The 25,223-nt window shown below is 44.0% G+C and carries 19 protein-coding genes; 7 read left to right on the forward strand and 12 right to left on the reverse strand.

Features of this window, described 5'->3' with window-relative positions; all coding sequences use genetic code 11:
* Window positions 1-6 precede the first annotated feature (6 nt).
* The 3 genes from GWR56_RS05295 to GWR56_RS05305 are packed head-to-tail and all read right to left on the reverse strand — an operon-like array spanning window position 7 to window position 1,980.
* Window positions 7-846 carry a phosphatidate cytidylyltransferase gene (locus tag GWR56_RS05295; RefSeq protein ID WP_162430106.1) on the reverse strand — a complete coding sequence of 280 codons (840 nt, stop codon included), beginning with the start codon at window positions 844-846 and terminating at the stop codon, window positions 7-9.
* Window positions 843-1,055, reverse strand: a complete 213-nt coding sequence (locus GWR56_RS05300; RefSeq protein ID WP_162430107.1) for a DUF2007 domain-containing protein — start codon at window positions 1,053-1,055, stop codon at window positions 843-845. The genes GWR56_RS05295 and GWR56_RS05300 overlap by 4 nt, the downstream gene beginning before the upstream one ends.
* Entirely contained in the window at window positions 1,036-1,980 is a 945-nt protein-coding gene (locus GWR56_RS05305; protein WP_162430108.1) for a CPBP family intramembrane glutamic endopeptidase, read from the reverse strand. The genes GWR56_RS05300 and GWR56_RS05305 overlap by 20 nt, the downstream gene beginning before the upstream one ends.
* A 36-nt stretch (window positions 1,981-2,016) precedes the next feature.
* Between GWR56_RS05305 and dusB the strand changes: the two genes are divergently transcribed.
* Window positions 2,017-3,009 (forward strand): tRNA dihydrouridine synthase DusB, encoded by a 993-nt coding sequence (dusB, locus tag GWR56_RS05310; protein ID WP_162430109.1) that lies wholly within the window; start codon window positions 2,017-2,019, stop codon window positions 3,007-3,009.
* A 44-nt stretch (window positions 3,010-3,053) separates the two neighbouring features.
* The gene (gene apaG / locus GWR56_RS05315) at window positions 3,054-3,440 is read left to right on the forward strand and encodes a Co2+/Mg2+ efflux protein ApaG (protein ID WP_162430110.1); all 387 of its coding nucleotides are present in this window, start codon (window positions 3,054-3,056) and stop codon (window positions 3,438-3,440) included.
* Window positions 3,441-3,701: 261 nt separating this feature from the next.
* On the opposite strand, the gene GWR56_RS05320 is transcribed toward apaG, so the two are convergent.
* The 3 genes from GWR56_RS05320 to GWR56_RS05330 form a co-directional block, all read right to left on the reverse strand.
* Window positions 3,702-4,526: an ion transporter gene (locus GWR56_RS05320; protein ID WP_162430111.1), complete on the reverse strand. Its 825-nt coding sequence runs from the start codon at window positions 4,524-4,526 to the stop codon at window positions 3,702-3,704.
* 117 nt (window positions 4,527-4,643) lie between these two features.
* The gene (locus GWR56_RS05325) at window positions 4,644-5,303 is read right to left on the reverse strand and encodes a hypothetical protein (RefSeq protein ID WP_162430112.1); all 660 of its coding nucleotides are present in this window, start codon (window positions 5,301-5,303) and stop codon (window positions 4,644-4,646) included.
* A 122-nt stretch (window positions 5,304-5,425) separates the two neighbouring features.
* Window positions 5,426-6,142, reverse strand: a complete 717-nt coding sequence (locus tag GWR56_RS05330) for a zinc metallopeptidase (RefSeq protein WP_162430113.1) — start codon at window positions 6,140-6,142, stop codon at window positions 5,426-5,428.
* A 113-nt stretch (window positions 6,143-6,255) separates the two neighbouring features.
* Between GWR56_RS05330 and GWR56_RS05335 the strand changes: the two genes are divergently transcribed.
* Window positions 6,256-7,395: an FAD-binding oxidoreductase gene (locus tag GWR56_RS05335; protein ID WP_162430114.1), complete on the forward strand. Its 1,140-nt coding sequence runs from the start codon at window positions 6,256-6,258 to the stop codon at window positions 7,393-7,395.
* Between the two features lie 12 nt (window positions 7,396-7,407).
* Here the strand turns inward: GWR56_RS05335 and murF are convergent, their stop codons facing one another.
* Window positions 7,408-8,742, reverse strand: a complete 1,335-nt coding sequence (gene murF / locus GWR56_RS05340) for a UDP-N-acetylmuramoyl-tripeptide--D-alanyl-D-alanine ligase (protein ID WP_370463812.1) — start codon at window positions 8,740-8,742, stop codon at window positions 7,408-7,410.
* Between the two features lie 26 nt (window positions 8,743-8,768).
* Window positions 8,769-10,922: a DNA helicase RecQ gene (recQ, locus tag GWR56_RS05345; protein WP_162430115.1), complete on the reverse strand. Its 2,154-nt coding sequence runs from the start codon at window positions 10,920-10,922 to the stop codon at window positions 8,769-8,771.
* Window positions 10,923-11,023: 101 nt separating this feature from the next.
* Here recQ and GWR56_RS05350 point away from each other — a divergent pair, with 101 nt between their 5' ends.
* A complete protein-coding gene (locus GWR56_RS05350; protein WP_162430116.1) occupies window positions 11,024-13,525 on the forward strand; it encodes a M14 family metallopeptidase in 2,502 nt (833 codons plus the stop codon).
* A 116-nt stretch (window positions 13,526-13,641) separates the two neighbouring features.
* On the opposite strand, the gene GWR56_RS05355 is transcribed toward GWR56_RS05350, so the two are convergent.
* The 3 genes from GWR56_RS05355 to GWR56_RS05365 form a co-directional block, all read right to left on the reverse strand.
* Entirely contained in the window at window positions 13,642-16,092 is a 2,451-nt protein-coding gene (locus tag GWR56_RS05355) for an outer membrane beta-barrel family protein (RefSeq protein WP_162430117.1), read from the reverse strand.
* 437 nt (window positions 16,093-16,529) lie between these two features.
* Window positions 16,530-18,194, reverse strand: coding sequence for a PspC domain-containing protein (locus GWR56_RS05360; RefSeq protein ID WP_162430118.1), 1,665 nt, complete (start codon window positions 18,192-18,194; stop codon window positions 16,530-16,532).
* 11 nt (window positions 18,195-18,205) lie between these two features.
* Window positions 18,206-18,550 carry a PadR family transcriptional regulator gene (locus GWR56_RS05365; RefSeq protein WP_162430119.1) on the reverse strand — a complete coding sequence of 115 codons (345 nt, stop codon included), beginning with the start codon at window positions 18,548-18,550 and terminating at the stop codon, window positions 18,206-18,208.
* Between the two features lie 186 nt (window positions 18,551-18,736).
* Between GWR56_RS05365 and GWR56_RS05370 the strand changes: the two genes are divergently transcribed.
* Genes GWR56_RS05370 through GWR56_RS05380 form a run of 3 tightly spaced genes read left to right on the forward strand, consistent with a single transcriptional unit; the run spans window position 18,737 to window position 24,482 of the window.
* The gene (locus GWR56_RS05370) at window positions 18,737-21,850 is read left to right on the forward strand and encodes a SusC/RagA family TonB-linked outer membrane protein (RefSeq protein WP_162430120.1); all 3,114 of its coding nucleotides are present in this window, start codon (window positions 18,737-18,739) and stop codon (window positions 21,848-21,850) included.
* Between the two features lie 13 nt (window positions 21,851-21,863).
* On the forward strand, window positions 21,864-23,498 hold the full coding sequence (locus GWR56_RS05375) for a SusD/RagB family nutrient-binding outer membrane lipoprotein (protein WP_162430121.1): 1,635 nt from the start codon (window positions 21,864-21,866) through the stop codon (window positions 23,496-23,498).
* An 18-nt stretch (window positions 23,499-23,516) separates the two neighbouring features.
* The gene (locus GWR56_RS05380; protein ID WP_162430122.1) at window positions 23,517-24,482 is read left to right on the forward strand and encodes a DUF1735 domain-containing protein; all 966 of its coding nucleotides are present in this window, start codon (window positions 23,517-23,519) and stop codon (window positions 24,480-24,482) included.
* 254 nt (window positions 24,483-24,736) lie between these two features.
* Here GWR56_RS05380 and GWR56_RS05385 read toward each other — a convergent pair whose 3' ends face one another.
* The gene (locus tag GWR56_RS05385) at window positions 24,737-25,075 is read right to left on the reverse strand and encodes a hypothetical protein (RefSeq protein ID WP_162430123.1); all 339 of its coding nucleotides are present in this window, start codon (window positions 25,073-25,075) and stop codon (window positions 24,737-24,739) included.
* Window positions 25,076-25,223 lie beyond the last annotated feature (148 nt).

Consider the following 25,223-nt stretch of genomic DNA (forward strand, 5'->3'; position numbering starts at 1 on the left):
ACAAAATTAAAAATTTAAAGCAAAGTATAAGTAAGTATATACAACCGGGGCTGCCAGCAGTAACCCGTCGAACCTGTCGAGCAAACCACCATGGCCCGGCAATATGGTGCCCGAGTCTTTGATGTTGATGCTGCGCTTGAACATAGATTCTACCAGGTCGCCCAGTGTGCCAAAACACGAGATCAGTATCCCTACAGATACCCAGTGTTTCCAGCTAAGCTCCGGATAATACAAGCTGATAATATAGCCAACCCCGGCGCTGATAACCACGCCGCCGATAAAGCCTTCCCACGTTTTTTTTGGTGAGTGCCGCTCAAATAGCTTTGTACGGCCAATGCTCATGCCCACCAGGTAAGCGCCTGTATCGTTACTCCAAAGCATAAGTAAAAATGCCATTGGTATATGAAAGTTGTAATCGTGATTGATATAAGCCAGCGCATGAAAAAAGGTAAAGGGCATAATAACAAAGGCCATGCCCATTAAGGTGTAGGCGATGTTGGCAAACGGCGCTACGGATATTTTAAACAGCTCGCGTATAAAAACCAGGCCTATGCTCAACACAAATATAAAAAGCAAGCCGTAGGCTAAGTGGAGGCCCTTTAAGGCGGGCTGGCCAAACATGCCTGCATGGTTAAGCAAAGCAAACGCGCAATAAAGAAAAGCGCCGCTCAGTAGCCCTGCCGGAATATTTGGGGTTGCCGTATCCTTTTTAATAAGCGAATAAAACTCGTACAGGCAAAAGCAGCTAAGCGCTAAATAAAAAGCCGCGAATACATGGTTTCCCAGTAAAAACGACCCAAGCATAATTATAATAAAAAAAAAGCCCGTTATGGCGCGTGTCTTCATAAATTAATTTGGTTCAAAATCATGATCTCGATAGCGCGGCTAAAATCTTCCTGGTGTATATACACCTCGATATCGCCAAAAGCCTGGTGCGATGAGGCCTGCTTGTTAAGCAGCACCGCATCTATCTGGTATCCGGTAAGCACTTGTTTGATGATCTCTGACCGGTAAAAGTTTTGAGATGTATAAATTTTAACCCAGTTCTTTTCCATGTAGTGCAGGGTTAATTTTTTTCTCCAATGCTATCTTTTTATAAACTAACAGCAAAATTATAATAATTAACCCGCTAAATATATAAGCCGGATAACTAAATACATGCGTATCGTCGGGATTTACCTTAATATGCCTTTTTTGATAAAGGTATGTTACAAGCACCGCGGTGCCATTGTTTAAAAAATGACCCCAAACTGCCGGCCATATGCTGCCGCTGTAAGCGGTAAAATAACCAAACAACGCGCCCAGCAACAAGCGGGGCAAAAAGCCGTAAAATTCCATGTGGAAGGCGCTGAAAATAGCGGCGGTTACCCAAATGGCTACATGGGTATTTTTTGTCCATTTGGTAAAAATGGTTTGCAGGCCGCCCCTAAACATAAATTCTTCGGCAACGGCAGTTAAAAAACCAATAAGGATGATGTTTTTGATGCAATCCCAAACGGTATTCATTTTTAGTATGGCAACGGTGATCTGGCGGGCGCTTTCTTCGCTGCTTTTCATCCATTGCTCAAGGCCGTGCAGCCACCGGGGCAGCGCCATTTGCTGGTTCAGGTTGCCCAAAAATTCAATTAAAGGCGATGATATCAGCATCACGAAAAAAGTTATAACAAAAAGCATCCAGGGGAGACGGAAGCTTGGTTTTATATACTCGCGCGGGTTTTTCATTACCCAGTATGCAAAAAGCATGGGCGCCACAAAAATGGGGATAGTAGTAGTAACTATTTGTAAAATGTATAGCGCTGTAATGCTTTGCGGGTTGCTAAAGTTTAAGCGGGCTATATCCATTACCAGGCTTAAACCGTAGGTCGCCGCAATAATGGCAATGCCCAGTAAATTCCCAACTATAAATACCGCCCCAAAAACTGCCACGAAAAGCAGGAATTGCTTTGCCGGAGATATTTGATTCACAGCACTTTTTACCATATAGTTAAATTTCGTAAATTTGCACGAATATAACCCATGTCTGTACAAATAGGAAATATTGATTTAGGAGAATTCCCGCTGCTGCTGGCCCCGATGGAAGATGTGAGCGATCCGCCTTTCCGTTACGTCTGCAAGCAAAACGGCGCGGATATGATGTACACCGAGTTTATCTCATCAGAAGGGTTGATCCGTGATGCCGCTAAAAGCCGGCAAAAGCTTGATATTTTTGAGTATGAACGCCCGATAGGCATCCAGATCTTCGGCAGCGATATCGACCACATGCGCGAGGCTACCGAAATTGCCACCCAGGCAGGCCCCGACCTGATGGATATTAATTACGGCTGCCCCGTAAAACAGGTGGCGTGCCGTGGCGCGGGTGCAAGCCTTTTACAGGACATTGATAAAATGGTAGCCATGACCAAAGCGGTTGTTAACGCTACGCATTTGCCCGTTACTGTGAAAACGCGCTTAGGTTGGGATGACAACACAAAAAATGTTTATGAAGTTGCCGAGCGCCTGCAGGATGTTGGCATAAAGGCCTTAACCATACATGGCCGTACCCGGTCGCAGATGTATAAGGGAGTTGCCGACTGGACCCTGATAAGCAAGATAAAAAAGAACCCAAGGATACATATCCCGATTTTTGGAAACGGCGATATCGATTCGCCCGAGAAAGCGGCAAACTGGCGCATGGAATACGGTGTGGATGGTATGATGATTGGCCGGGCGGCTATTGGCTACCCGTGGATATTCCGAGAGGTAAAACACTACTTTAAAACCGGCCAGCATTTGGATAAACCAACCATTGCCGAACGTATAGAAGTTTGCAAAACCCACCTGCAGAAATCTGTCGAGTGGAAAGGCCTCAGGACGGGCATTTTTGAAATGCGCCGCCACTACAGCAATTATTTTAAAGGCGTTCCTGATTTTAAAGAGCATCGTATGCAATTGGTTACCGCCGGTACCATTGAAGAAATAATGGATATTTTAGCACAGGTAGAAAAAAAATATGCTTTTGAAATGGCGTAATATTTGTTGTTATGCTATATATTTGAGGTAAGAGATAATAAAAAATGGCCACTACCATAACTGAAGGTGTTAAGGTTTCAGTTGAAACAATTTACCAGCCCGAGTATTCGAACCCCATGAATGACCACTTTATGTTTGCCTATAAGGTGAATATCGAGAACATGGGTAACTATGCCGTGCGTTTGGTAAGCCGGCACTGGTACATTTTTGATTCTAACGGCGCTAAGCGCGAAGTAGAGGGAGAAGGTGTTGTGGGCCTGCAGCCGGTTATTGAACCGGGCAACTCGCACGAGTATGTAAGCGGCTGTAACCTTAAAACAGATATGGGCAGCATGAAGGGCGAATACCAGATGGAGCGCTTGCTGGACAATTCAGTTTTTAATGTACAGATCCCGGAATTTTATTTGATAGCGCCGTACAGGTTAAATTAAATGGGCCTTCCCCAATTTTTGGAAGAAGATAAAATATATACGCCCCGGCAGAGATACCGGGGCTTTTTTATGCCAAAAATAAAAGGCTGCCCTAAGGCAGCCTTCCTAAACAACGATCAAACTAAAGACCATTCTGCCTGTAAAGAAGCTGGCCGGCTATCTCAGGGAGGCATATGCGATACATAGTAAAGCAAGATCATAGGCGATCAACTTCATTACGCAGGCGATAGCGTAAACGCTACACTAAGGCCAATAATTAATTTACAACAAAGCAGAACCGCAAAATTTACAGAAAGACGCGTCCCCGTCATGCCCTTCCCGCCCGCAGGTTGGGCACGATTCCGGTAATTCCTTTTTCTGACGCGCGGCAATCGCCAGGTCGTGGGTTAGGATACCCGTTGGCACCGCTATAATGGCATAACCTATCAGCATTACAATTGATGCCACAAATTTGCCTGTAGGCGTAACAGGCGAAATATCGCCGTAGCCAACAGTGGTAATAGTAACTATTGCCCAGTAAATGCTTTCGGGGATGTTAGAGAAGCCGTTCTCGCGCCTTTCTACCAGGTACATTACCGACCCTAATATTACCGTTAGCGATAATACCGTGAGCAGGAATATGCTGATCTTACGCAGGCTTCCTTTTAAGGCAACCGTTAAAAAATTTATCTCCGTTAAAAAGCGGCTCAACTTAAATATCCTGAAAACACGCAGCAGCCGCAATGCCCTGAATACGAGGAGTGATTGGGCACCTATAAAAAATATACTCAAATAAGACGGTATCAGCGCAATAAGATCAATAATACCCAGGGGGCTGAATACATATTTCCAGGGTTTTTTAATGCTGATGAGCCTGAGCGTATATTCTATTGTAAACAGTATAGTATAAACCCACTCAAGGTATTTAAAAATGTGGCCATACCGGCCATGAATGCTTTGCACACTATCCAGCATCACTACAATAATGCTGGTAAAAATGGCTATCAACAGGCCAACATCAAAAGCTTTACCTGCCCGCGTGTTACTTTCGTAAATAATCTCGTGCAGCTTAAAGCGCCAGTCTTTTTGGTTCTCGGTTGATGCCATGATTAAACATAACATTAAAGTATTGAATTTTGTGTTATCGGTTCCCTTTAGTAGTGTGGGTAAAAAAAAGCCGCCCTACAAGGCGGCCTTAACACTAAACTAATTAAACTAAAAAAACTATTTTTCGCCGGCGATGATATCCCCGCCCGGAATTTTGCTGTAAGCGTACTCACTCACTATTATTTCGTTGCTTGCAATATCGTGGCTGATCTTTATCCAACCGAAATGAGGTTCGCCATTCATCTTTAAAGCAAACCCCAGGTATTTGTCTGATTTGTTTGCCCACAGGCCCTCTGCCTGGGTTTGCGCCCCGGTTGAAATGATACTCAGGATAGATGCCTTTTGCTGCGGCGCGGTAAACTTAACTTCATTGCCTGCTGTTGGCTCAATATCCTCATCTTTGTTAAAAGGATATGCCCATAGGCCGCCATTAACCAACTCTTCGCCTTTTTTTACAAATAGCTTATTGCCCCCTGTGGTTTTGCCATATGCCGAAAGGTACAAATGCTGCTTGCCATCGTGCATAATGAGAACGCCCGAAAAGCTGATATCTATTATGCCATCGGCATTGGCGTCTAAAAAAATATTTTTATGGTAACCTACCTTCATGTTAAGCGTGCGGTACACAATACCTGCTGATGAAGGCTTCGTATCGCCGGTTACCGGCGCGGTTTCTACCGGGTTTGGCGGTATTATAATGCCCCCATCGTTTTTGTCTTTTTTGCAGCCCGACAGCGCCAACGCTATCACAAGGCTTACCCATACATACAGTTTCATAACATATGCATGACGGCGCAGTAAAACAAAGTGTTACAATAACCCATAAAAAAAAGCCGCCCCCGGTAATTGAGGGCGACTTTTTATCTTGATTCTTAAATCTAATTATCTTGCGTCTCTACCTAATCCCTCCTGTTAAACAGGAACGATGCATAGTAAACCAATGTTGCCAGCGAACCAAGAGCAGCTACAACATAAGTCATGGCGGCCCACCAAAGGGCATCTTTGGCCTGCTCGTGCTCATCGCGGGTTTGCATTACGGTATAATTGTTATTTAGCCACGCCAATGCGCGTCGGCTGGCGTCAAACTCTACGGGCAGTGTAATAAAGCTAAACAGGGTTACTAAGGCTAATGCAACAACCCCGATAGCCAGCACATAGGGGCTATGTGTAAAAAACAGCAGCATAATGCCAATCATCAGTGTCCATTGGATCAGGGTCGATGCTACGTTAACTACCGGTACCATTGCCGAGCGGAAACCAAGCCAGCTATAAGCTTTGGCATGCTGTACGGCGTGGCCGCATTCGTGCGCGGCAACCGACGCAGCCGCCACGCTGCGGCTGTGGTATACATCAGGGCTAAGGTTAACGGTTTTGTTTTCGGGGTTGTAATGGTCTGTTAACTGGCCTTCAACAGAAATTACCTGTACATCGTAAATGCCGTTATCTTTCAGCATACGTTCGGCCACCTCCTTCCCCGAAAGCCCGGATAATAAAGGCATTTCAGAATATTGCTTGAACTTGCTTTTAAAACGCCACTGCACAATAAAGCTTACCAAGGCAATTACTATCATAAGCAGCCAGGCAGAATTATACGATACAAATAGTAGGTTTATCATTTCTCAATAGTTTTATAAATAACACAATTCAAAAAGTATTCCATATTAATAATCCAAAAAAATGAGTTGGGCAATAGTGCTGTTTTGCATTTTTACTTTTTACTTTTGACTTAATGTCAAACAACTTCTCGTACTGGGAGCGTACCGCCTTTATTGATAATGCCGACGTGATCATCATCGGCAGCGGTATTGTGGGCCTTAGCGCCGCACTGCATTTAAAAAACCAGCAGCCGGGGTTAAAGGTGCTTGTTTTAGAGCGTGGCTTTTTACCCAGCGGCGCCAGTACTAAAAATGCCGGTTTTGCATGTTTCGGCACGGTTTCAGAACAATTGGAAGCGCTTAAGCATTCATCAGAAGAGGAAGTTGCGCGGCTGGCAAGTTATAAATGGCGGGGCCTGCAACGCCTGCGGCAGAACCTTGGAGATGAAAATATAGATTATCACCAGCATGGTGGGTATGAACTTTTTATGCCTGGTGAAGAAGCCAATGCGCAGGAAGCAATGGATAGCATCGGTAGGTTAAATATAATGTTAAAACCTGTGATAGATAAGCATGACATTTATGCAGTTGCGGATGCTAAAATTGCAGGCTTTGGGTTTAAAGGCGTAAGCAGGATGATCTACAATCCTTATGAGGGACAAATAAATACCGGTAAAATGATGCGTACCCTGCTGAATAAATGTTACCAGAAAGACGTATTGGTTTTAAATGGGTGCGAGATATCGGCCATTCACAACGAGGGTTGGGTTATTAGGTTAACATCCCTGCAGGGGTGTTTTACAGCTAAAAAGGTTATCATGGCTACCAATGCCTTTACCAGGCAACTTTACCCCGATTTGCAGGTAACGCCCGGCCGCGGACAAGTGTTGGTGACCAAGGCCGTTGCCGGTTTAAAACTAAAAGGCACTTTCCATTTTAACCAGGGATATTATTACTTCCGCAATATTGATGGCCGGCTGCTTTTCGGCGGCGGCCGTAACCTTGACTTTGCCGCGGAAGAAACCCCGGAATTTGGACACACCGAAGTAGTTAAACAAAAACTGATCGATTACCTGCATCATGTTATCCTGCCCGATCAAAACACCGGGATAGACTATTGGTGGAGCGGCATTATGGGTTTCGGCGATGAGATAACACCCATAGTAAAACAGGTTGAGCCTGGTGTATTCTGCGCCGTGCGCTGTAACGGTATGGGTGTAGCGATGGGTAGTTTAGTTGGAGAAGAAGTGGCGGAGCTGGCGATGCAAGCATAATTTGCAGGCAAACTAAAACAACTCCACCAATCGCTCAAACGCCATTCCGCGCGACCCTTTGATCAGGATAGTGGCATTTGTTATAGGATTTTGTTTTATGCCAATGATAGCGTCCTCGGCTGTAAGATAGAAGCTGGTGTTTAGCAGATTGCTGTTTTGCACTTCCGACTGCTGGCTCGAAAAATCCTTTCCAATAAATATCCGCTCATCAACATGCGCGCCCATTGCTTTTCGGATAACCGAGGTATGTTCCGCAGCGGATTCCAGGCCCATTTCAAACATGTCGCCCAGTATCATCACTTTACGCTCCGCCTTCACTTTATCCATGTTGTCAATAGCCACAAACATACTGCTTGGGTTTGCGTTGTAAAAATCGCAAATAAGGGTGTTGGTAGCTGTTTGCATGATCTGCGAGCGGTTGTTTTTTGGCTGGTAGCCTTCTATTCCCTGGTTGATCTCATCAGAATTTAAACCAAAAAAAGACCCTATACAAATGGCTGCCAATATATTGTCAAGGTTGTACGAGCCTGTTAATCGCGACTTTACGTTGTATGATAAGCTGTTCTTATTGTGCCATTTTAAACTCAGGAAAGGAGCGTTATCCAGCAGCTTACCGCTTATCAAATTATGCGGATCGCTGTTTTTGCCATAGTAAACCACGTTGTTTAAGCCTCGTGCCTCCTGCATCTCCCGCAAAACCTTATCGTCGCTATTTATAAAAGCCACTTTCTCACTTTCGGACTTAGCTAAATAATCATATAATTCTCCCTTGCCTTTTTTTACCCCCTCAACACCGCCAAAGCCTTCCAGATGGGCCTTGCCAACATTGGTTATCAGGCCGTGCGTGGGCTGCGCTATAGTGCAAAGCAGCGCGATCTCCTTTTGGTGATTGGCGCCCATTTCTATCACAGCCATCTCGTGCGAGCTATCAACAGTAAGGATGGTAAGCGGTACCCCGATATGGTTATTAAGGTTGCCCTGTGTTGCCAGCGTTTTAAAACGCTGCGCCAGCACAGCATTGATCAGTTCCTTGGTGGTGGTTTTGCCATTAGTGCCGGTAAGCCCTATAACAGGGATATTTAACTGACGGCGGTGGTGCCTTGCAAGGTCCTGTAAGGCAGTTAACACGTCTTCAACCAGTAAAAATTTGTCGCCTGTCGCATAGACCAGGTTGTCAATAATCGCGTATGCTGCACCCGCCTCAACTGCTTTTTGGGCAAATGTGTTGGCATCAAACTTATCACCTTTTAATGCAAAAAATAAACTGCCCGGCGTTATTTTACGGGTATCGGTACTAATAACCGGGTGCTGCAGGTATAGTTGATACAAGTGTTCGATGGTGATCATATAAAACAAATATAATATATATGCTTTTAGCCTTCGGCTTTCTGCTTAAAATCCATCCAGGCAATAACGGCCTTTATTTCGCCGTACGTATAAGCTTCGCCCAATATTTCTTTTAAGGGCGAAAGCGTTTCGCTGCCGTAACTTTCAACCGCGTCTTTTATGGCAGGTATCTTGGTTTCATTAACAAATTCGCGCACATCCAGTTCTCCGGTTTGTACAAAACGGCTTAAATGACCTTCGATGGTGGTGGGCGATAAGCCCCGTTTACCGGCTATTTCTGCAACGGTTTTGCCTGACTTGTACAATTCAAAGGTTACCTTAAAAGTGTCGGAGGGTTTACCAGGTTTCGTTTTAGACTTGCGCTCGTGTTTGACTGCTTTTTGAGCTATGCGCGATTTTAAACCCTTCTCCCGGCTATAACTATTGACAATAGCCAAAAATTCGCGGCCGTATTTGGCCAGCTTTACATCCCCGAAACCGGATATAAGCCGTAGCTCATCCATTTTCTGCGGCAGGTAGGTGGCTACTTCCAACAGGGTAGCATCTGATAAAATAATATATGCCGGCAGGTTTTCACCAAGGGCAATCTCCTGGCGCTTTTTACGCAGGTTGGCAAGCAGTTCGGCTTCGTAACTTAATGCCTCCTGCTCCTGTTCGATAGTAGTTTCTGACGCTACCAGTTCAACCGTCAACTCTCCCATTAGCACGGCCTCACTTTTTGGCGTAAGCTGTATGGCCGAATACCCTTCCTCGCTGATGCGTAAAAACCCTTGCGCTATCAATTCGCGCAGGTAGCGCTGCCAGTCGGCTTTGCTGATATCGGCGCCGGCGCCATAAGTTTTTAGCGCTTTATGATCTGGCCAGATCTTTTCACTCCTCGACCCACGCAGAAAATCTATCAGGTAGTTGGCCCCAAACCGTTCCTTTAACCGCGCTACTGCCGAAAGCGCCTTTTGGGCTATAAGCGTACCGTCGAACTTTACAAACTCACTCAAACAAAAATCGCATGAGCCGCAGTTATCCGCGAACGGCTCATCAAAATAATGCATTAAAAACTGCCGACGGCAGGCATGTAACTGGCAATAGTTGACCATATCGTCCAGCTTTTTTAGCATAATGGCGCTTTGCTGGGGGTTATTGTCTACGGTGGCAAACCCGCGAAGTTTAATGGCATCACCGGGCGAGTATAGCAGCAGCGCGTCTGAAGGTAAACCATCCCTTCCTGCGCGGCCGGTTTCCTGGTAGTAGCCTTCTATGTTTTTGGGCAGGTCCATATGCACCACGTAGCGCACATTGCTTTTATTAATGCCCATGCCAAAGGCGATAGTTGCTACAATTATCTTTATTTCATCCTTCAGAAAAGCTTCCTGATTGCGGGCTTTTACCTCGTTGCTTAGCCCTGCGTGGTATGCTGCCGCGGCATAACCTTCTTCTTTCAGGTCATCGGCCAGCGATTCTGTCGATTTTCGCGACAGGCAATAAATAATACCTGAATCCTCTTTCCGCTCATTCAAAAAAGCAAGCAGTTGGTTAAAGCTTCTCTTTTTAGGGTTAACACGGTACGTTATGTTTTCGCGGTTGAACGACGAGATAAAAACCGCGGGTTGGTGCAGGTTTAGCTTCTCTAAAATATCTTTTTGGGTGAGCTTATCGGCAGTAGCTGTTAAGGCAATTACCGGCACGCCCGGAAACTCTTTTTTTAACCCGGCCAGCATCAGGTACTCGGGCCGGAAATCGTGCCCCCATTGCGAAATGCAATGCGCCTCGTCAATGGCTATCTGTACCACGTTAAGCGTTTTCAGGAAAGCCATCATGCGGTTATCGGCACCAAATAAACGTTCGGGCGCGATGTAAAGCAGCCTTATCTCATTGTTTTTTAATTGGATGGCAATATCCTTCTGCTCTTCGGTGCTTTGGCTGGAGTTTAGGAAAGCCGCCGGTATGCCAGTAAGGTTCAGGCTGTCTACCTGGTCCTTCATCAAGGCGATGAGCGGCGATATCACTATGGTCAGGCCATCCAGCAATACGGCGGGCAGCTGATAGCAAAGCGATTTACCGCCACCGGTTGGCATCAGTACTAAAGTGTCCTGCTTGCTTAAAACATTGTTTATTATAGCCTCCTGCGAAAGCCTGAACTGGTTGTATCCGAAATATTTTTGAAGGGCCTGTATGGGTGTCATTACGCTGTATTGCAAAAGTGCAGATTTGAATTAATAGCCTGATGATGAAACGTCAAAAAAATATATTTAGATTAGCCTTTACTGATCTAAGCATTTTATCCATGTTAAAAAGACTATTCGTTATAGTAATTATCGCGCTTTGCTGCCAAAGCGTTTCGGCACAGCATATACAATCGCCCGCCGAGTTTTTGGGCTACCGGGCCGGCGAAAAATTTACGCCCCATTACCGGGTGGTAGAATATTTTAAATACGTTTCGGGCGTTGCCGGTAATGTGAAGCTGCAGCAATTTGGCATCACCAACGAGGGCCGGCCGCTTATAGCCATGTTCATTGCATCTGATGATAATATTAAACGGCTGGAAGAGATACGCCAGAACAACCTGCGCCTTGCCGGGATGGAAAACGGGACTATCATGCCCAACCAACCCGCGATAACCTGGCTAAGTTATAATGTACACGGTAATGAGCCGGCATCAAGCGAAGCCGCCATGTGGACTTTGTTTGACCTTGTTGACCCTGCCAACACCGCAACTAAAGAGTGGTTAAAAAACAGCGTGGTGGTTATAGATCCGTGCCTTAACCCGGATGGGCGCGACCGTTATACCAATTTTTATAACTCGGTACGCGGTATGTTGCCCGATGCCAGCCCCACCTCGCGCGAGCACCTGGAACCCTGGCCGGGCGGACGTGTGAACCATTATTACTTTGATCTTAACCGCGACTGGGCGTGGCAGGCACAAAAGGAAACACAGGCGCGCGTGGCCCTGTTTAACCGGTGGCTGCCCCAGGTGCATGTTGACTTTCATGAGCAGGGATATAATAACCCGTATTATTTTGCACCCGCAGCCGAGCCTTATCATAAGGATATAACCCAGTGGCAGCGAGATTTTCAGGTCACTATTGGGAAAAATAATGCCAGGCATTTTGACGAAAACGGGTGGATGTATTTTACCAAACAGGAATTTGACCTGCTCTATCCATCGTATGGCGATACCTATCCGTTATACAGCGGTTCGATAGGGATGACTTACGAACAGGGGGGTATAGGCGCCGGCCTGGCCGTTGTTACCCGTAATGGCGATACACTTACCTTGGCGCAGCGGATAGCACACCACCGTACTACCGGGTTAAGTACGGTTGAAATAGTATCGCAAAACGCAACAAAGGTGGTAGATGAGTTTAAAAAGTTTTACGATAACAGCCGCCAAAACCCGCCTGGCGTGTATAAAACCTACGTGATTAAAAACGACAATAACGAGAAGGTGAACGAGATGGCTAAGATGTTCGCCCGCAACGGGATACAGTATGGTTATGGTTTAAACAATAAGTCAATAACCGGGTATAATTATTTTACCGGAGCAACCGAGCAGTATACTGTAAACCCCAATGATTTGGTGGTGAACGCCTATCAGCCAAAATCGGTATTGCTGCATGTGCTTTTGGAGCCTAAAACCTTTATCCCCGATTCGGCTACGTACGATATTACCGCATGGGCGCTGCCTTATGCCTATGGGTTGAAAGCCTACGGTATAAAAGAATCGTATAAGCCGTCGGCAAGCAGCTGGAGTGTACCCAAGCCGCAGCCGATTACCAACACCAGAGCATATGCTTATGTTTCGGCGTGGCAGTCAATTGCCGATGTAAGGTTCCTTTCGGCGCTGCTTAAGAAAAAAATTAAGGTACGCTACGCCGAAATCCCTTTTGAGGCAGCAGGTAAAAAATTTACGGCCGGGTCGTTATTAATAACCCGTGCAGGCAACGAGAAGATTGATTTTGACCGGGTGGTTACCCAAACCGCCGCTGATATGGGCCACGAAATTACGCCGCTATCGTCGGGCTTTGTTGATAAAGGGTCGGATATTGGGTCGGATGATGTACGCTTTATACGCCAGCCGCGCGTAGCGCTGGTTTCCGGCGATGGTATCAACTCGGAAGCGATGGGCGAGGTATGGCACTTTTTTGAGCAGCAAATAGGTTATCCGGTTAGCCTGATCAGGTACCAGGACATCAACCGTATAAAACTTAACGATTTTGATGTGATCGTTATGCCCGACGGAAGGTATAACGACCTGTCTTCAGACAATTTGCAGAGCTGGATACGGGATGGCGGCAAACTGATAGCTATAGAAAACGCCGTTGCCGCTCTGGTTGAGAAAAAGGGATTTAACATCAAGAAGAAGGAAAACAAAAAAGACGATAAGGTGGATGCGAAATCCAAACCGGTCATAAAAATATATGCTGACCGTAACCGGGATGCCATCCGCTCGAGCATTCCGGGCGCTATATTTAAGCTAAATATGGATAATACACACCCGCTTGCATTTGGTTTCCCCAATTATTACTACTCATTAAAGCTTAGCGATGATATTTACGAACTGCTTGGCGAAGACGACTGGAACGTTGGCACAATCGAAAAAAATAGTTACGTGGCCGGCTTTGCTGGCGTGCAATCTAAACAGAAGCTAAACAGCGGCCTGTTGCTTGGTGTGCAATCTTTAGGTCGTGGTTCGGTTGTTTATCTTGTGGACGACCCCTTGTTCCGCAGTTTCTGGGAAAATGGTAAATTGTTGTTTAGCAATGCCGTGTTTATGGTAGGGCAGTAAGAAAGGGAGGCAAGAACATTAGAATCAGGAATCAAGACTTTAAAGCGTTAAAAAAGCCACCTTATTATAAGGTGGCTTTTTTGGTCTTGACTCTTATGTCTTGATTTCGTGAATCTCTAATTACCGCTTTTAACCCTGCCTTTTTCATCTTCGGCGCCGGTTCTGTGCTGGCGGGCTTTTATTTTGCTGTTGCCAAAGTTGTAGGTAAAGGTTATTCGCGCCAGCCGGGTTTCGTTCTTTTGTACCAGGTTAAGGTTTGTACTGGTATAATTAGTGGCTACCCTGTTTTTGCGTGTATCAAATATATCTGATACGGCTAATTTGATGTTCATTTTCTTTTTATAGAAAGAATGGCTTACCCCGGCATCAACGGAGTATTGCGGTTTGATCTTAAATATGCTATAGCTTACCGCTGATTGATAAAAGGCTGATACCTCAAATTTGTATCCGGGGACAATGAATGTTTGGGTGGTACGGCCCTGAAAAGCGGCCTGCCCATTGTTAAGCGTGCCGCCAAACAACCCTGCCGACTTAAACTTTTGATAAAACCCGGTAACATCTACGTTTCCTGTCCACCATTTGGCAATGGTATAAGGGGTGTTGATATTAATGTTATAGTTGTTTTGTGTCTGCAGGTTTTCGTTTGTCTGGAATGTCGCCTTTTTTACTGTATCGGTGTATAATACATCCACGCTCGCGTCAGTAGTGTGGCTATAGCCCAAAGTAACGTTAATAGTTTTATTGTAGGTGTAATTAAGCTCGAATGAGTTGGTGTATTGCGGCTTAAGGAAAGGATTTCCTTTTTCATAGGTGTACTGGTCAAGGTAGTACACAAATGGGTTCAGGTTGTCGTAATTCGGTCTGTCTATACGCCTGCTGAAGTTAAACCCTAATTCGTGTTTGGCCGACAGCGTTTGATTAACGAATAAGCTGGGGAAGAAATCGAGGTATGACCGGTGCACTACCTGGCTATTGGTTATCAGGTTACCTGTTGATACAGTATTTTCTGCACGTAAACCCACCTGCACAGATGTGTTCTTAAACGTTTGCCCCAGGTTTACATAAGCCGCGCTCACCCTTTCGTCATAAATAAAGCGGTTAGTGCGCGAAACATCGTTTATAAATGTACCACCCTTCTCAATTTCGGCACGCAGGTCGTTATCGGTTTTTACCGAGCTTGCCTTCACTCCGGCTTCCAGTTTTAAGTTTTTATTAATAGGATAGGTATAATCGGCCTTGCCGGTGTATATGGTGATGTTTGAAGGTGTTTGATTACGTAAAAATAAAGCCGGGTGCTGTACGCTGCCATCGGGCAGGAAAAAGTATGTATCGTTATTGGCAAATGAGTTGTTTTTGAATTTTGAGTAATCCAGGTCTATACTCAATTCCTGGCCGTTAGTATCTATAACCAGCTTGTCATTCAGGTTTATAGCAATGTTACGGTAAGTTTGGTTAATGGTTGAGGGCGTATGTTGTACCGAATCTAAAACAACCGGTGTTGACCCGATATTGGTAACGCTTTTGTTGTTATTATATTCGTTAGTGTAATCGCCGCTTACAACAAAACCTAAGGTGTTTTTAGCCGAAGTGGTGTAATCGGCCCCTACACGGTAATTATTATAATGTACCGTTCTTTTCATAAGTGTGTTTTGCATAAAATAAGTTGTGGTTGGCCCGCTCACCACGGTGCGGTTAATGTCAATTACATTCTGACGGGTCACATCACCACGACTAAGCGTGCCAAATACATTCAGGTTGCCAACTTTATGGTTCAGGTTAAGACTGGTGTTATCTCTAAAGTTTTTGCCATATGCAGCGCCGGCCGTTATACTGCCGTTTGTGCCGCTTTGCTTGTTCTTTTTTAATTTGATGTTGATGATACCCGAATTGCCCGAAGCATCGTATTTTGCAGAAGGGTTGGTGATGATCTCTATAGATTGTATCGTCGTGCCATCGGTAGACCGCAGTAAGGCCGCCAATTGTGTTGACGACAGGTACGTAAGCTTATCATTTATCATCACGGTAACGCCCTGTTTGCCCTTCAGGGTTATATTGTCGTCTTTATCAATAGTAACTCCAGGGGCGCGTTCCAATATCTCTAAGGCAGAGTTACCCGCGGCAAGCACGCTATTCTCTACGTTCATCACCGTGCGGTCGAGCTTGCGCTCAATAAGGGGTTTTGATGAAGTTACGGTTACGCCTTGCAGGCTACGGCTGTTTTGCTCCATTTTTAGTAAGGGCGCACTAACCTGCGTTTGGTCGGCCGTTACCTCGAATGCCGGGCTAAAAGCCGGGTGGTAGCCAACGTTTGTTGCCTTAACAATATACTTGCCCGGCATGATATGATCTATTACATAGTTACCGGCATCGTTTGTAAGCGTGCCTTTAACTACCGCTGAATCTTTGGCCCTTAACAAGGTTATTGTAGCGTAATCCACAGGTTTTGCCTGCTCGTTCTGTAACGTGCCCGCTACGCTGGCGGTTGGCCTGGCTTGTTGTGCATTTACGGTAGCGGCGGATAATAGCAGGAGCAGGAGATATAGTATTTTAATAGTTTGTTGTTTCATGAATAAAAAATTTAGGCAATAAAAGCCCCGCGAAGGATATGCCTTCGTTTTTTTGGGTTGGATAAAAATTAGTTTGTGTGGCGGTTATCCGCGCAGGTTAGATGGTAGCTGGTGTAAGTATTTGCATAGGTATATGGTTTATGTGGTATGCCGGCCGTGTAACAGGCATGTGATTTTCGTTTTATATTAAGATGGCAAACTGCAGTAAAAGGTTACACAAAATTTTCAATTTGTGATATTGGGGAAAAGCATATCTGCAATATCCTTATATATAAAGTATTGCGTTGCAACACTATCGGCCGGGCGCGAGCTATGCTTAGTTAAGGCAGCTTTACTTTTGCCCGGTGCAATTGCATTTTGATGCCGCGTTGAATTATAAAACGGTAATATAAGCCCGCTAAATAATAGCAGGCTTATATATTTTATAATGGGTTTCATTATTGTGCGGTATCCACAGCTGCACTATCGGCGGCAGCTTTTTGTTTGTGAGGTAGTACCAGGGTGTCAACCTTGCATTGCAGCCCGTTATCTGTCATGATAAACTTAACATCAGATGCATTGTCCTTTTTGTTTACCTGTTTGCATTGCCAAACATCCACATCCCTAACAAAGCGGTCTATCTGTTCGTCTATAACTACTTTTGAATTAAGTGGTATTTTAAGCGTAAGATGTAATCGCTGGGCCCTCCAAAGCTTGTCGGCCTGTTTTTCGAGGCGGCGGTTAAACTTTAGCACGTTGCCTTCTTGTTTAAACTGGTAGCTTGTGCCGCGTGCGTTTGAAAGCGCCTCTTCATAATCGCTGCCACGTGCACTGAACGATTCGACCAACACAGGCTGCGGCACATCGCTTTTTTCGATAAAAATATCGATATTCTTGTCGGGCATATCCATGTCGTTATCTTCATCATCATCTAAAATAACCCGACCGCTAAAATCTTCTTTAACCTTAAGGCGAATACTGTCTTCCCTGGTCAGGTATTTAATATCGTTCAGCTTCAGGTAATAAGTGCTGTCGGCCGATGGCTTTATATTTATGGTTTGGCTAAAGCTGGCATATTCTTTAAAGTTTGACGATGTTTTGGCAACGTAGTAAATAACAATGCTTAATGCCACTATCCAGGTCATTAGCAACGCAGAGCCTGCGGTGCGGTTTATCACATTGCCTTTAAACACTACATTTATAATTGTTAATATTATGGCCAGCAAAGGTATAATGCCCATAAGTACAGCGCACACTATAAATATGTTGTTAACATGCTCGCTGGTAATGTTAAAAGGGAATATATGGTAAATACCTATATTATGGTTGCCATAAACAAACGCCGATATCAATAATATAATAAGCGCGACTATCCCGGCAAAGCAGCTTGCTATCAGTGCGATTGCTACCAGCTTACCTATAACTTTACCGGCCCCACCCAAAAAGTTGCCAAAGTGGCCAAATACATCGCCTGCAAAATCACGGGTTCTGTATATAAGGGGGCGCGCCTCGTGATGCATATTTGCTATATTATTGCGTAATCCGCTTATCTCTTCTTCAAAATTGTTTTTAAAGCCCTGCAGGTCCAGCTTTTGACCCTTCATGGCCATCCGATCAGCGCGCGTAACGGCCTTAGGCACAACAATCCATAGTATTACATATAATACAAAACCAGTTCCGAAGAATATGAGCGAAAGAACGAACAACAAGCGCACCCAAACCGGGTTGAAATCAAAATAGTTGGCAATGCCCGAGCAAACGCCTGCCACCAGGTGGTCATCTGGGTCGCGGAACAGGCGGCGAGGTTCGGTACCGTAACCAAACGCGGGTTGTGCGTGTGGTTTTGCGCCCTCTTCCTCCATTTCAAAGTCCTCAACCGATCCCATTTGTTGTACAACCGTTTTCACATCCTGCAAAACAATAACCTGTTTACCTTCTCTCAGCAGTATTTCGTTAAACATTTCTGCTATGCGGTTCTCGATATCAGTAGTGATCTCGAGGCTGTCGGCCGAGTTCAAAAAATGCCGCTGTACATCGGTCATGTAGTTTTTAAGTATCTCGTAAGCATCTTCTTCTATATGAAAAACGATGCCGTTTATATTTATGATGATAGTTTTATTCATGATGAGTGATATTATTGGTTATTGTTATGTCTGTCGCCTATAGCGGTTTGTACGGCAAAAGCGAGTTCGTGCCAGGTTCCGTCAAGCTGTTCAAGCACTTTGCGCCCTTCTTCGCTAAGCACATAGTACTTACGCGGGGGCCCCGAGGTGGATTCCACCCAGTTGTATGCAAGCAAGCCATTATTTTTTAAACGGGTAAGCAGGGGGTATAATGTACCCTCAACTACAAGCAGCCGGGCCTTCTTTAACTCAGATATGATATCCGAGGCATAGATCTCACCCTTCGCTATAATGGAAAGTATGCAATACTCCAGTATGCCTTTCCTCATTTGGGTTTGTGTGTTTTCGACAATCATAATACAAAGATATATGTTTTAAAATGTATTATGCAATACATAGTACTGTATTTTTTATCTTTTTTTTATTTTTTTCAAATTATTTCAATAAAAAGTATCTTTTTTCATTTTTTAATTTGATTTATTGATAGCGTAACACTACTTTTATGATTAATTAACTATTAACTGATCTTATTATTAACAAACATGAAAAAACTTCTACTAGTAAGTTTGTGTTTCCTGATGTTATGCATAACACAGGTATATGCACAAAATCGTACAATTACTGGTACAGTTACTTCAAAGGATGACGGTCTTCCGTTACCAGGGGTAAGTGTTACAGTAACCGGAACTTCAGTTGGAACTCAAACCAATGCTTCCGGTAAATTCTCATTAAGCGTGCCTGCTACGGCAAAATCATTAAGCTTCTCTTTCATTGGTTTCCAAAGGCAGGAAGTTAACATTGGCGCCGGCAATAACATGACCGTGGTGCTTTCTGCTACCGCAAACCAACTGAGCGAGGTTATCGTACAGTCTGCGGGTGGTTTGGCTGTAAAACGCCGTGAACAAGGTTATGCCTCAACTACTGTAAAAGCAAGAGAGCTTACTCAGGGTAAAGCCACCAACGTTGGTGCGGCCTTATCTGGTAAAGTAGCGGGTTTGCAGGTAAATACAGTGGGCTCGGGTGTTAACCCAACCGTTCGTTTGGTATTACGTGGTAACCGTTCGTTACTTGGTAACAACCAGGCCCTGGTGGTTATAGATAACGTTATTGTTCCAAGCAGCATTTTAGGTAACATTAACCCTGAGGATATCGAAGATATCCAGGTGTTAAACGGTGCCGGTGCAGCCGCCCTTTACGGTTCGGATGCATCGAACGGTGCGTTATTGATCACTACCAAAAAAGGTAAAAAAGGCGAAACCACCATTAGAGTGTCAAACTCGACCAGCTTTGAGCACGTAAGCTACAATCCAAAAACTCAAACTGAGTTTGGTTCTGGTTCAAACACTGATGTTCAGTTGTACATACCTTTCGAAAACCAGCAGTACGGCCCAAGGTTTGACGGTTCAATTGTTGAAATTGGTCGCCCGCTGCCTGATGGTACTATCCAAAAGGTACGTTATGCAGCTAATGATGGTAAAAATCAGTTCTGGAACACTGGTGTGTTAAACCAAACTGACATTGCGTTATCTTCAGGTAGCGAAAGTTCAACTTTTTACTTGTCTGGCCAGTATGTAACTCAAAAAGGTACTACTCCTAATGATGCATACAACCGTGCTTCTATCCGTGCTAACGGTACACGTAAGATCAACGATCGTATAAACGTTACCTACAGCGCTAACTACGTACAAAACAGGTACAACACTACCACCCAAACCGCTAGTGTTTATGACCAATTGTTGCAAACTCCACCGCACATCAATATAACAGATTATAAAGATTGGCAGAATAACATTTGGGCTAACCCCAACAACTATTACAATGAGTACTATCCAAACCCTTATTTCACTATCGACAACAACCGTCAGAACATAAGGAACGATTACTTTGTTGGTCAAACTGAGTTAAAGTGGAACCCGATCAGCTGGTTAACCTTTACCGGCCGTGTAGGTATCACTGCTTCTAACCAGTCATACAAAAGCTATACTAACAAATTTGTGTTAGATGCTTACACAAAATCTATTGCTACTGCTTCTGTAAAAAGGAATGATATTCCCGGTAGCGTTGAGAACGGCAGTAATTTTGCCACCCAGTTAGTATCTGATTTCCTTGCCACATTTGATAAACGTTACAATAAATTAAATGTAACCTTTACTGCAGGTGCAGGTATCCGGGATAACAACGGGCAGACTCAAACGATAAACGCGTCTGGTTTGATACAGCGCGACCTGTTAAATGTTAATCAACGTTACACCGCTAATACTGGCGGTACCCAATTTGACGCACGTCGTCGTCAGCAGTCAATATACGGTGACTTAAAGTTATCGTATGAAGATTACCTGACTTTGCACGTTACCGGCCGTAACGACTGGTTATCAGTATTAGCTCCTGAAAACCGTTCGTTCTTTTACCCTGCGGCGGACGTTGCGTTTACGCCGACTAACTTGATCGAGTCGTTAAAAGGCAGCAATGTCCTTAATGCCTTAAAAATAAGGGCTGGTGTATCTAAAGTTGGTCAGGCCAATATCGATCCCTATGCGCTTAACACTACTTTCTCACAATCTAATGGTTACCCATACAGCACCGGCCCGGGTTATGGCTTCTCTGGTCGTGTAGTATCAAATTCATTAAGGCCCGAGATCACGAAAGGTTACGAGTTTGGTTTTGATGCCGATTTGATCGATAACCGTGTAACGGCAAGTGCTACATACTACTCAACCCAAACAACCAACCAAACAGTACCTGCAGGTTTGTCTACCGCATCTGGTTTCTCAAGTTACCTGGTAAATACCGGTCGTGTTGACAATAACGGTATTGAAACTGCCTTATTTATCACTCCATTAAGAACAGCAAGTGGCTGGACCTTGACTTTAGGTGCTAACTATACCCACGTTACAAACAAAGTAGCGTACATTTCTGATCAAATAGAGAAACTTGCATTGTCAACAGGCGGTAACGCACAGGTTTACGCTATTAAAGGCCAGCCTTACCCAATGTTATTGGGATCTGACTATCTTCGCGATGATCAAGGCCGTGTTATTGTTGATGCTACTACCGGATATCCTTCAGCTAATCCTGTACAGGTTCAGCTTGGTAACACTCAGCCAAAAGACCGCTTAGGTTTAAATGTGGAGCTTCGTTACAAATCGTTCCGTTTTGCAGCATTAGCCGAGTATCGTGGTGGCTTTGTTATCTTCAACAGCTCGGGTAGCTTTGACTTCTCAGGTGCTGGTTTAAGAACAGTTTATTACGATCGTGAACGTTTCGTATTCCCTAACTCTTCTTACCTTGACCCTGCTACTAACCAATACGTTGCCAATACCAACATTACTGTTGCTGATGGTGCAAACGGTTTCTTCGCAGATAACAACCGTAACTTGAATATCGCTTCGAACTATGTAACAAGCGCTGCTTCCTGGAAACTGCGCGAAGTATCATTACAATACGATCTGCCAAAATCATTGTTCGGTAATGGTAAATACATCAAAGGCGCTACTGTAGGTTTGCAAGGCCGTAACCTATTCTTATGGTTACCGAAATCAAACATCTACACAGACCCTGAGTATAGCTTTACTGATTCAAACGCTATTGGTATTAACACCCTGGGTCAAACGCCTCCAACAAGGTACTATGGTGCTACAGTATCAGTAAACTTTTAATTCTTAAGAAAACATGAAAAAATTATTTAAAATATTAATGGTGTGCGGACTCGTTGTGAGTGCCACATCATGTAACAAATATTTGGATATCAATGCGAATCCAAATGATCCAACGGCGGCTACGCCCGATTTGATCTTACCGCAAGCTATTGTTTCGTTTGCTGCATATCACGTTCAATTTAACAGCTTTGCCGGATACGCAAATGGTATGACAGCTAATGGTGGTGGTTACGGCGCGTTTGGTGCACAAACGACCTACAACTATGCAACTACCGATTATACCAACTTGTTCAGTAACAGTTATGATAACATCAACGATCTGCAATACATCGTTGATAAGACAAGTGCTGATGGAAAAGATAGGTATTTTAACGCAGCCGCCCGAATTATGCGTGCGTTTGCTTACCAGCGTTTAGTTGATATCTACGGCGATGTGCCTTACACAGAAGCGGTAAAAGGTGCTGCTAATATTGCACCTAAATATGACAAAGCAGAAGATATTTATACAGACTTATTTGCTCAGCTGAACACCGCGATAGAAAGTATCGATATGTCAACTGCAGAGGTACCTACTCCTATTAAAACAGCGTCTGCCGGTAGCGTCGACGTTTTATTTGGTGGTGACATGCAATTATGGAAAAGATTTGCAAATACCATCAAATTGCGTATGCTTATTCGTATTCAGGATGTTACTTCTATGGCTTCTGTAATAAGCGCGGAAAAAGCTAAACTTGCTGGCGCCGATTTTATCACAAAAGATGCCATCGTTCAACCTGGCTACCAAGCGGGTAACGCGGGCAAGCAAAACCCAATGTGGAACACGTGGGCATACAATGAAACAGGTAGCCCTTCGGCCGCAGGTATTCAACAAGTGCCAACAGCATTTGCGGTAGGATTCTATGATGGCAAGAAAATATCTGACCCTGCACGCGGTGCGGTTACCTACAAAAGCTTAACCTCATATACCGGTCAGTTAGGTAGTTCAACAAATCCTAACGCCCCTAATGGCTCTGCGTGGTATATCGGTACTGCAACAGGTACGTCGGGTGATGCGGTTGGTATATTAAAAGGCCCTTCTATGGGTCAGCCAATAATGCTTGCTGCAGAAAGCTACTTTTTACAAGCAGAAGCAAATCTTGTTGGTTTAGTAGGATCTCCGGCCACAGCTCAGGATAATTTTAATGAAGGCATCAGAGCGTCTTTCAGATATTTGTATAAAGACAAAAGTAATGCTTATTCAGGCAGTTACTCAGAAAGCAAAGCTAATGATGATGCAAATGCATATATTTCGGCTAATTCTAAAAATTACTTGGTAAGGTATACTACTGTTACGGATATTGTAAACAATACAACTACTCCTACTACTGAGGCACAAAAATTAGAGGCTATTATAACGCAAAAATATATCGCGTTAAACCAGATCGATGCCAACGAAGCGTTTAATGAGTACCGTAGAACAGGTTACCCAAAATCGAATCCGACTGGCGATCCGGCACATAATGCTGCTTCAACAATTTCGGTTTCAACAGCTCCTGATAAATTACCTGTTAGAATACAATATCCAAGCAGCGAATACGCATTGAACAGTGCAAACGTTCCTCCAGCGGTAAATAACTTCACTTCGAAATTGTTCTGGGATCTTAATTAATATTTAATATATAAGAAAATGAAAAAATATTTAGGCATTTTATTATTGGCCATTAGCACAACAAGCTTAACATCTTGTTTAAAAGATGGCCCGGTTAACCTTCCGCCGGGCGGTTCACCACCAGTGATTGAATTTTCAACCAATTTGTTTGTAGCACCTACATCTGATGTAAACTCGCCTGTGGCGTTGTATACCAAATCGTATGATGTGGTACCTAGTGCCACTTTGGAACTAACAATTGGTTATACAGGAGGCGCTCCTGCCCCTGAAGACATAACTGTTAATCTTGATAACGATGGAGCGGATAAAATCGCCGCATACAACGAGTACAAGGACGCAAATTACGAAATGCTGCCAGCCGAATTCTTCTCTGGCATGCCGAGCTCGGTCGTAATTAAAAAAGGAGAGAATTTTGCCAAGTTTACTGTAACAGTAAAACCGGACCAGTTTGATTTTGCTAAGTCTTATGCATTGCCCTTTCATATTGCTTCCGTATCATCTGGAACTGTAAGCGGCAATTATGGTACTATATTAGTATCCGTTGGTGCCAAAAACAAATACGATGGTGTTTACAAGGTTACAGGTAGCTACCATGATTTAAGCTTCCCTGCTTATACTGGCTATTTCCCTTACACAGCGGATCTTGAAACCATCAGCGCAGGCACAGTTGATGTATTCAACGAAGATTTAGGTACTTACGGTTTCTTGTTCTATACAAATAATGCCAATGGCGATATAAGCTACTATGGTTCGTTTTCTCCAGAGTTTACATTTGACCCTGCAACCAACAAGATCATTAAGGTCGAGAATGCTTATGGACAGTTAGCTGGTGCCAATAAACGTTCTGCAGAGCTTGATCCTAGTGGCGTAAATGAGTATGACCCTGCAACCAAAACCTTTAAAGTAAAGTATTTTATGTATCAACTTGGTGCTAAAAGGTTAACCTTTGATGAGACCTATACTTATCAAGGCCCACGCCCATAATTGAATTCATAACATTAAGATTAAGCCCCGCTAAAAATTAGCGGGGCTTTTTTATGCATTATACTTTTAGTTTCAAAATTGTTTAGAGGCATTGTGAGTACACGTTTTTACTCATCGCTTATTGTAGGAGTTATTAAATAAGCGTAAAATGTTGACTCGGGTAGTTGCGGAACGTTAGACCAGATAAGAGATTACTCACAGTAGGAGTAAAGCAAAGGGAGGCAATTTGCCTCCTTTTTGCTTTTTGACTGAGATCAATAAGTTACCAAGTCGTTATACATTTTAGAAGTACCGTCGGTAAAGGTTATATTAATAGCATAACCAGGCTTATCGTACGTGTATCCCGAAAATGTAGTAACTGCTGTACCATCAGGATTGCCTTCGCCAGGGCTTCTGTATAAAGCTACAACCGTACCATACTGTGTATTCGTGTAAGCATGGTATGCTTGACCATCTTTATAAAACCAGCCGGCATCGTAAATAAATTGATTTTGGTGGTTCACTAAATTAATTGGTTGCTTTTGCCCATCTGTAAACGAAAATAAAGGCAACATCAAAAACATACTTCCGAATAAAAAAAGAGATTTTTTCATGATAAGTAATTTAAGTTAACAATTTGTTTATTAATTAAATATACGACATGGAGATGGTTTTGCAATGTGTTTTTTTGCTCATTTTTTAACATGTGTTAAATAATAAGCAAGTGTGTGATTGGATTAGGATGTATCGTGTCAGGCTCTA

It is taken from the genome of Mucilaginibacter sp. 14171R-50, from assembly GCF_010093045.1.
Taxonomy (GTDB): domain Bacteria; phylum Bacteroidota; class Bacteroidia; order Sphingobacteriales; family Sphingobacteriaceae; genus Mucilaginibacter.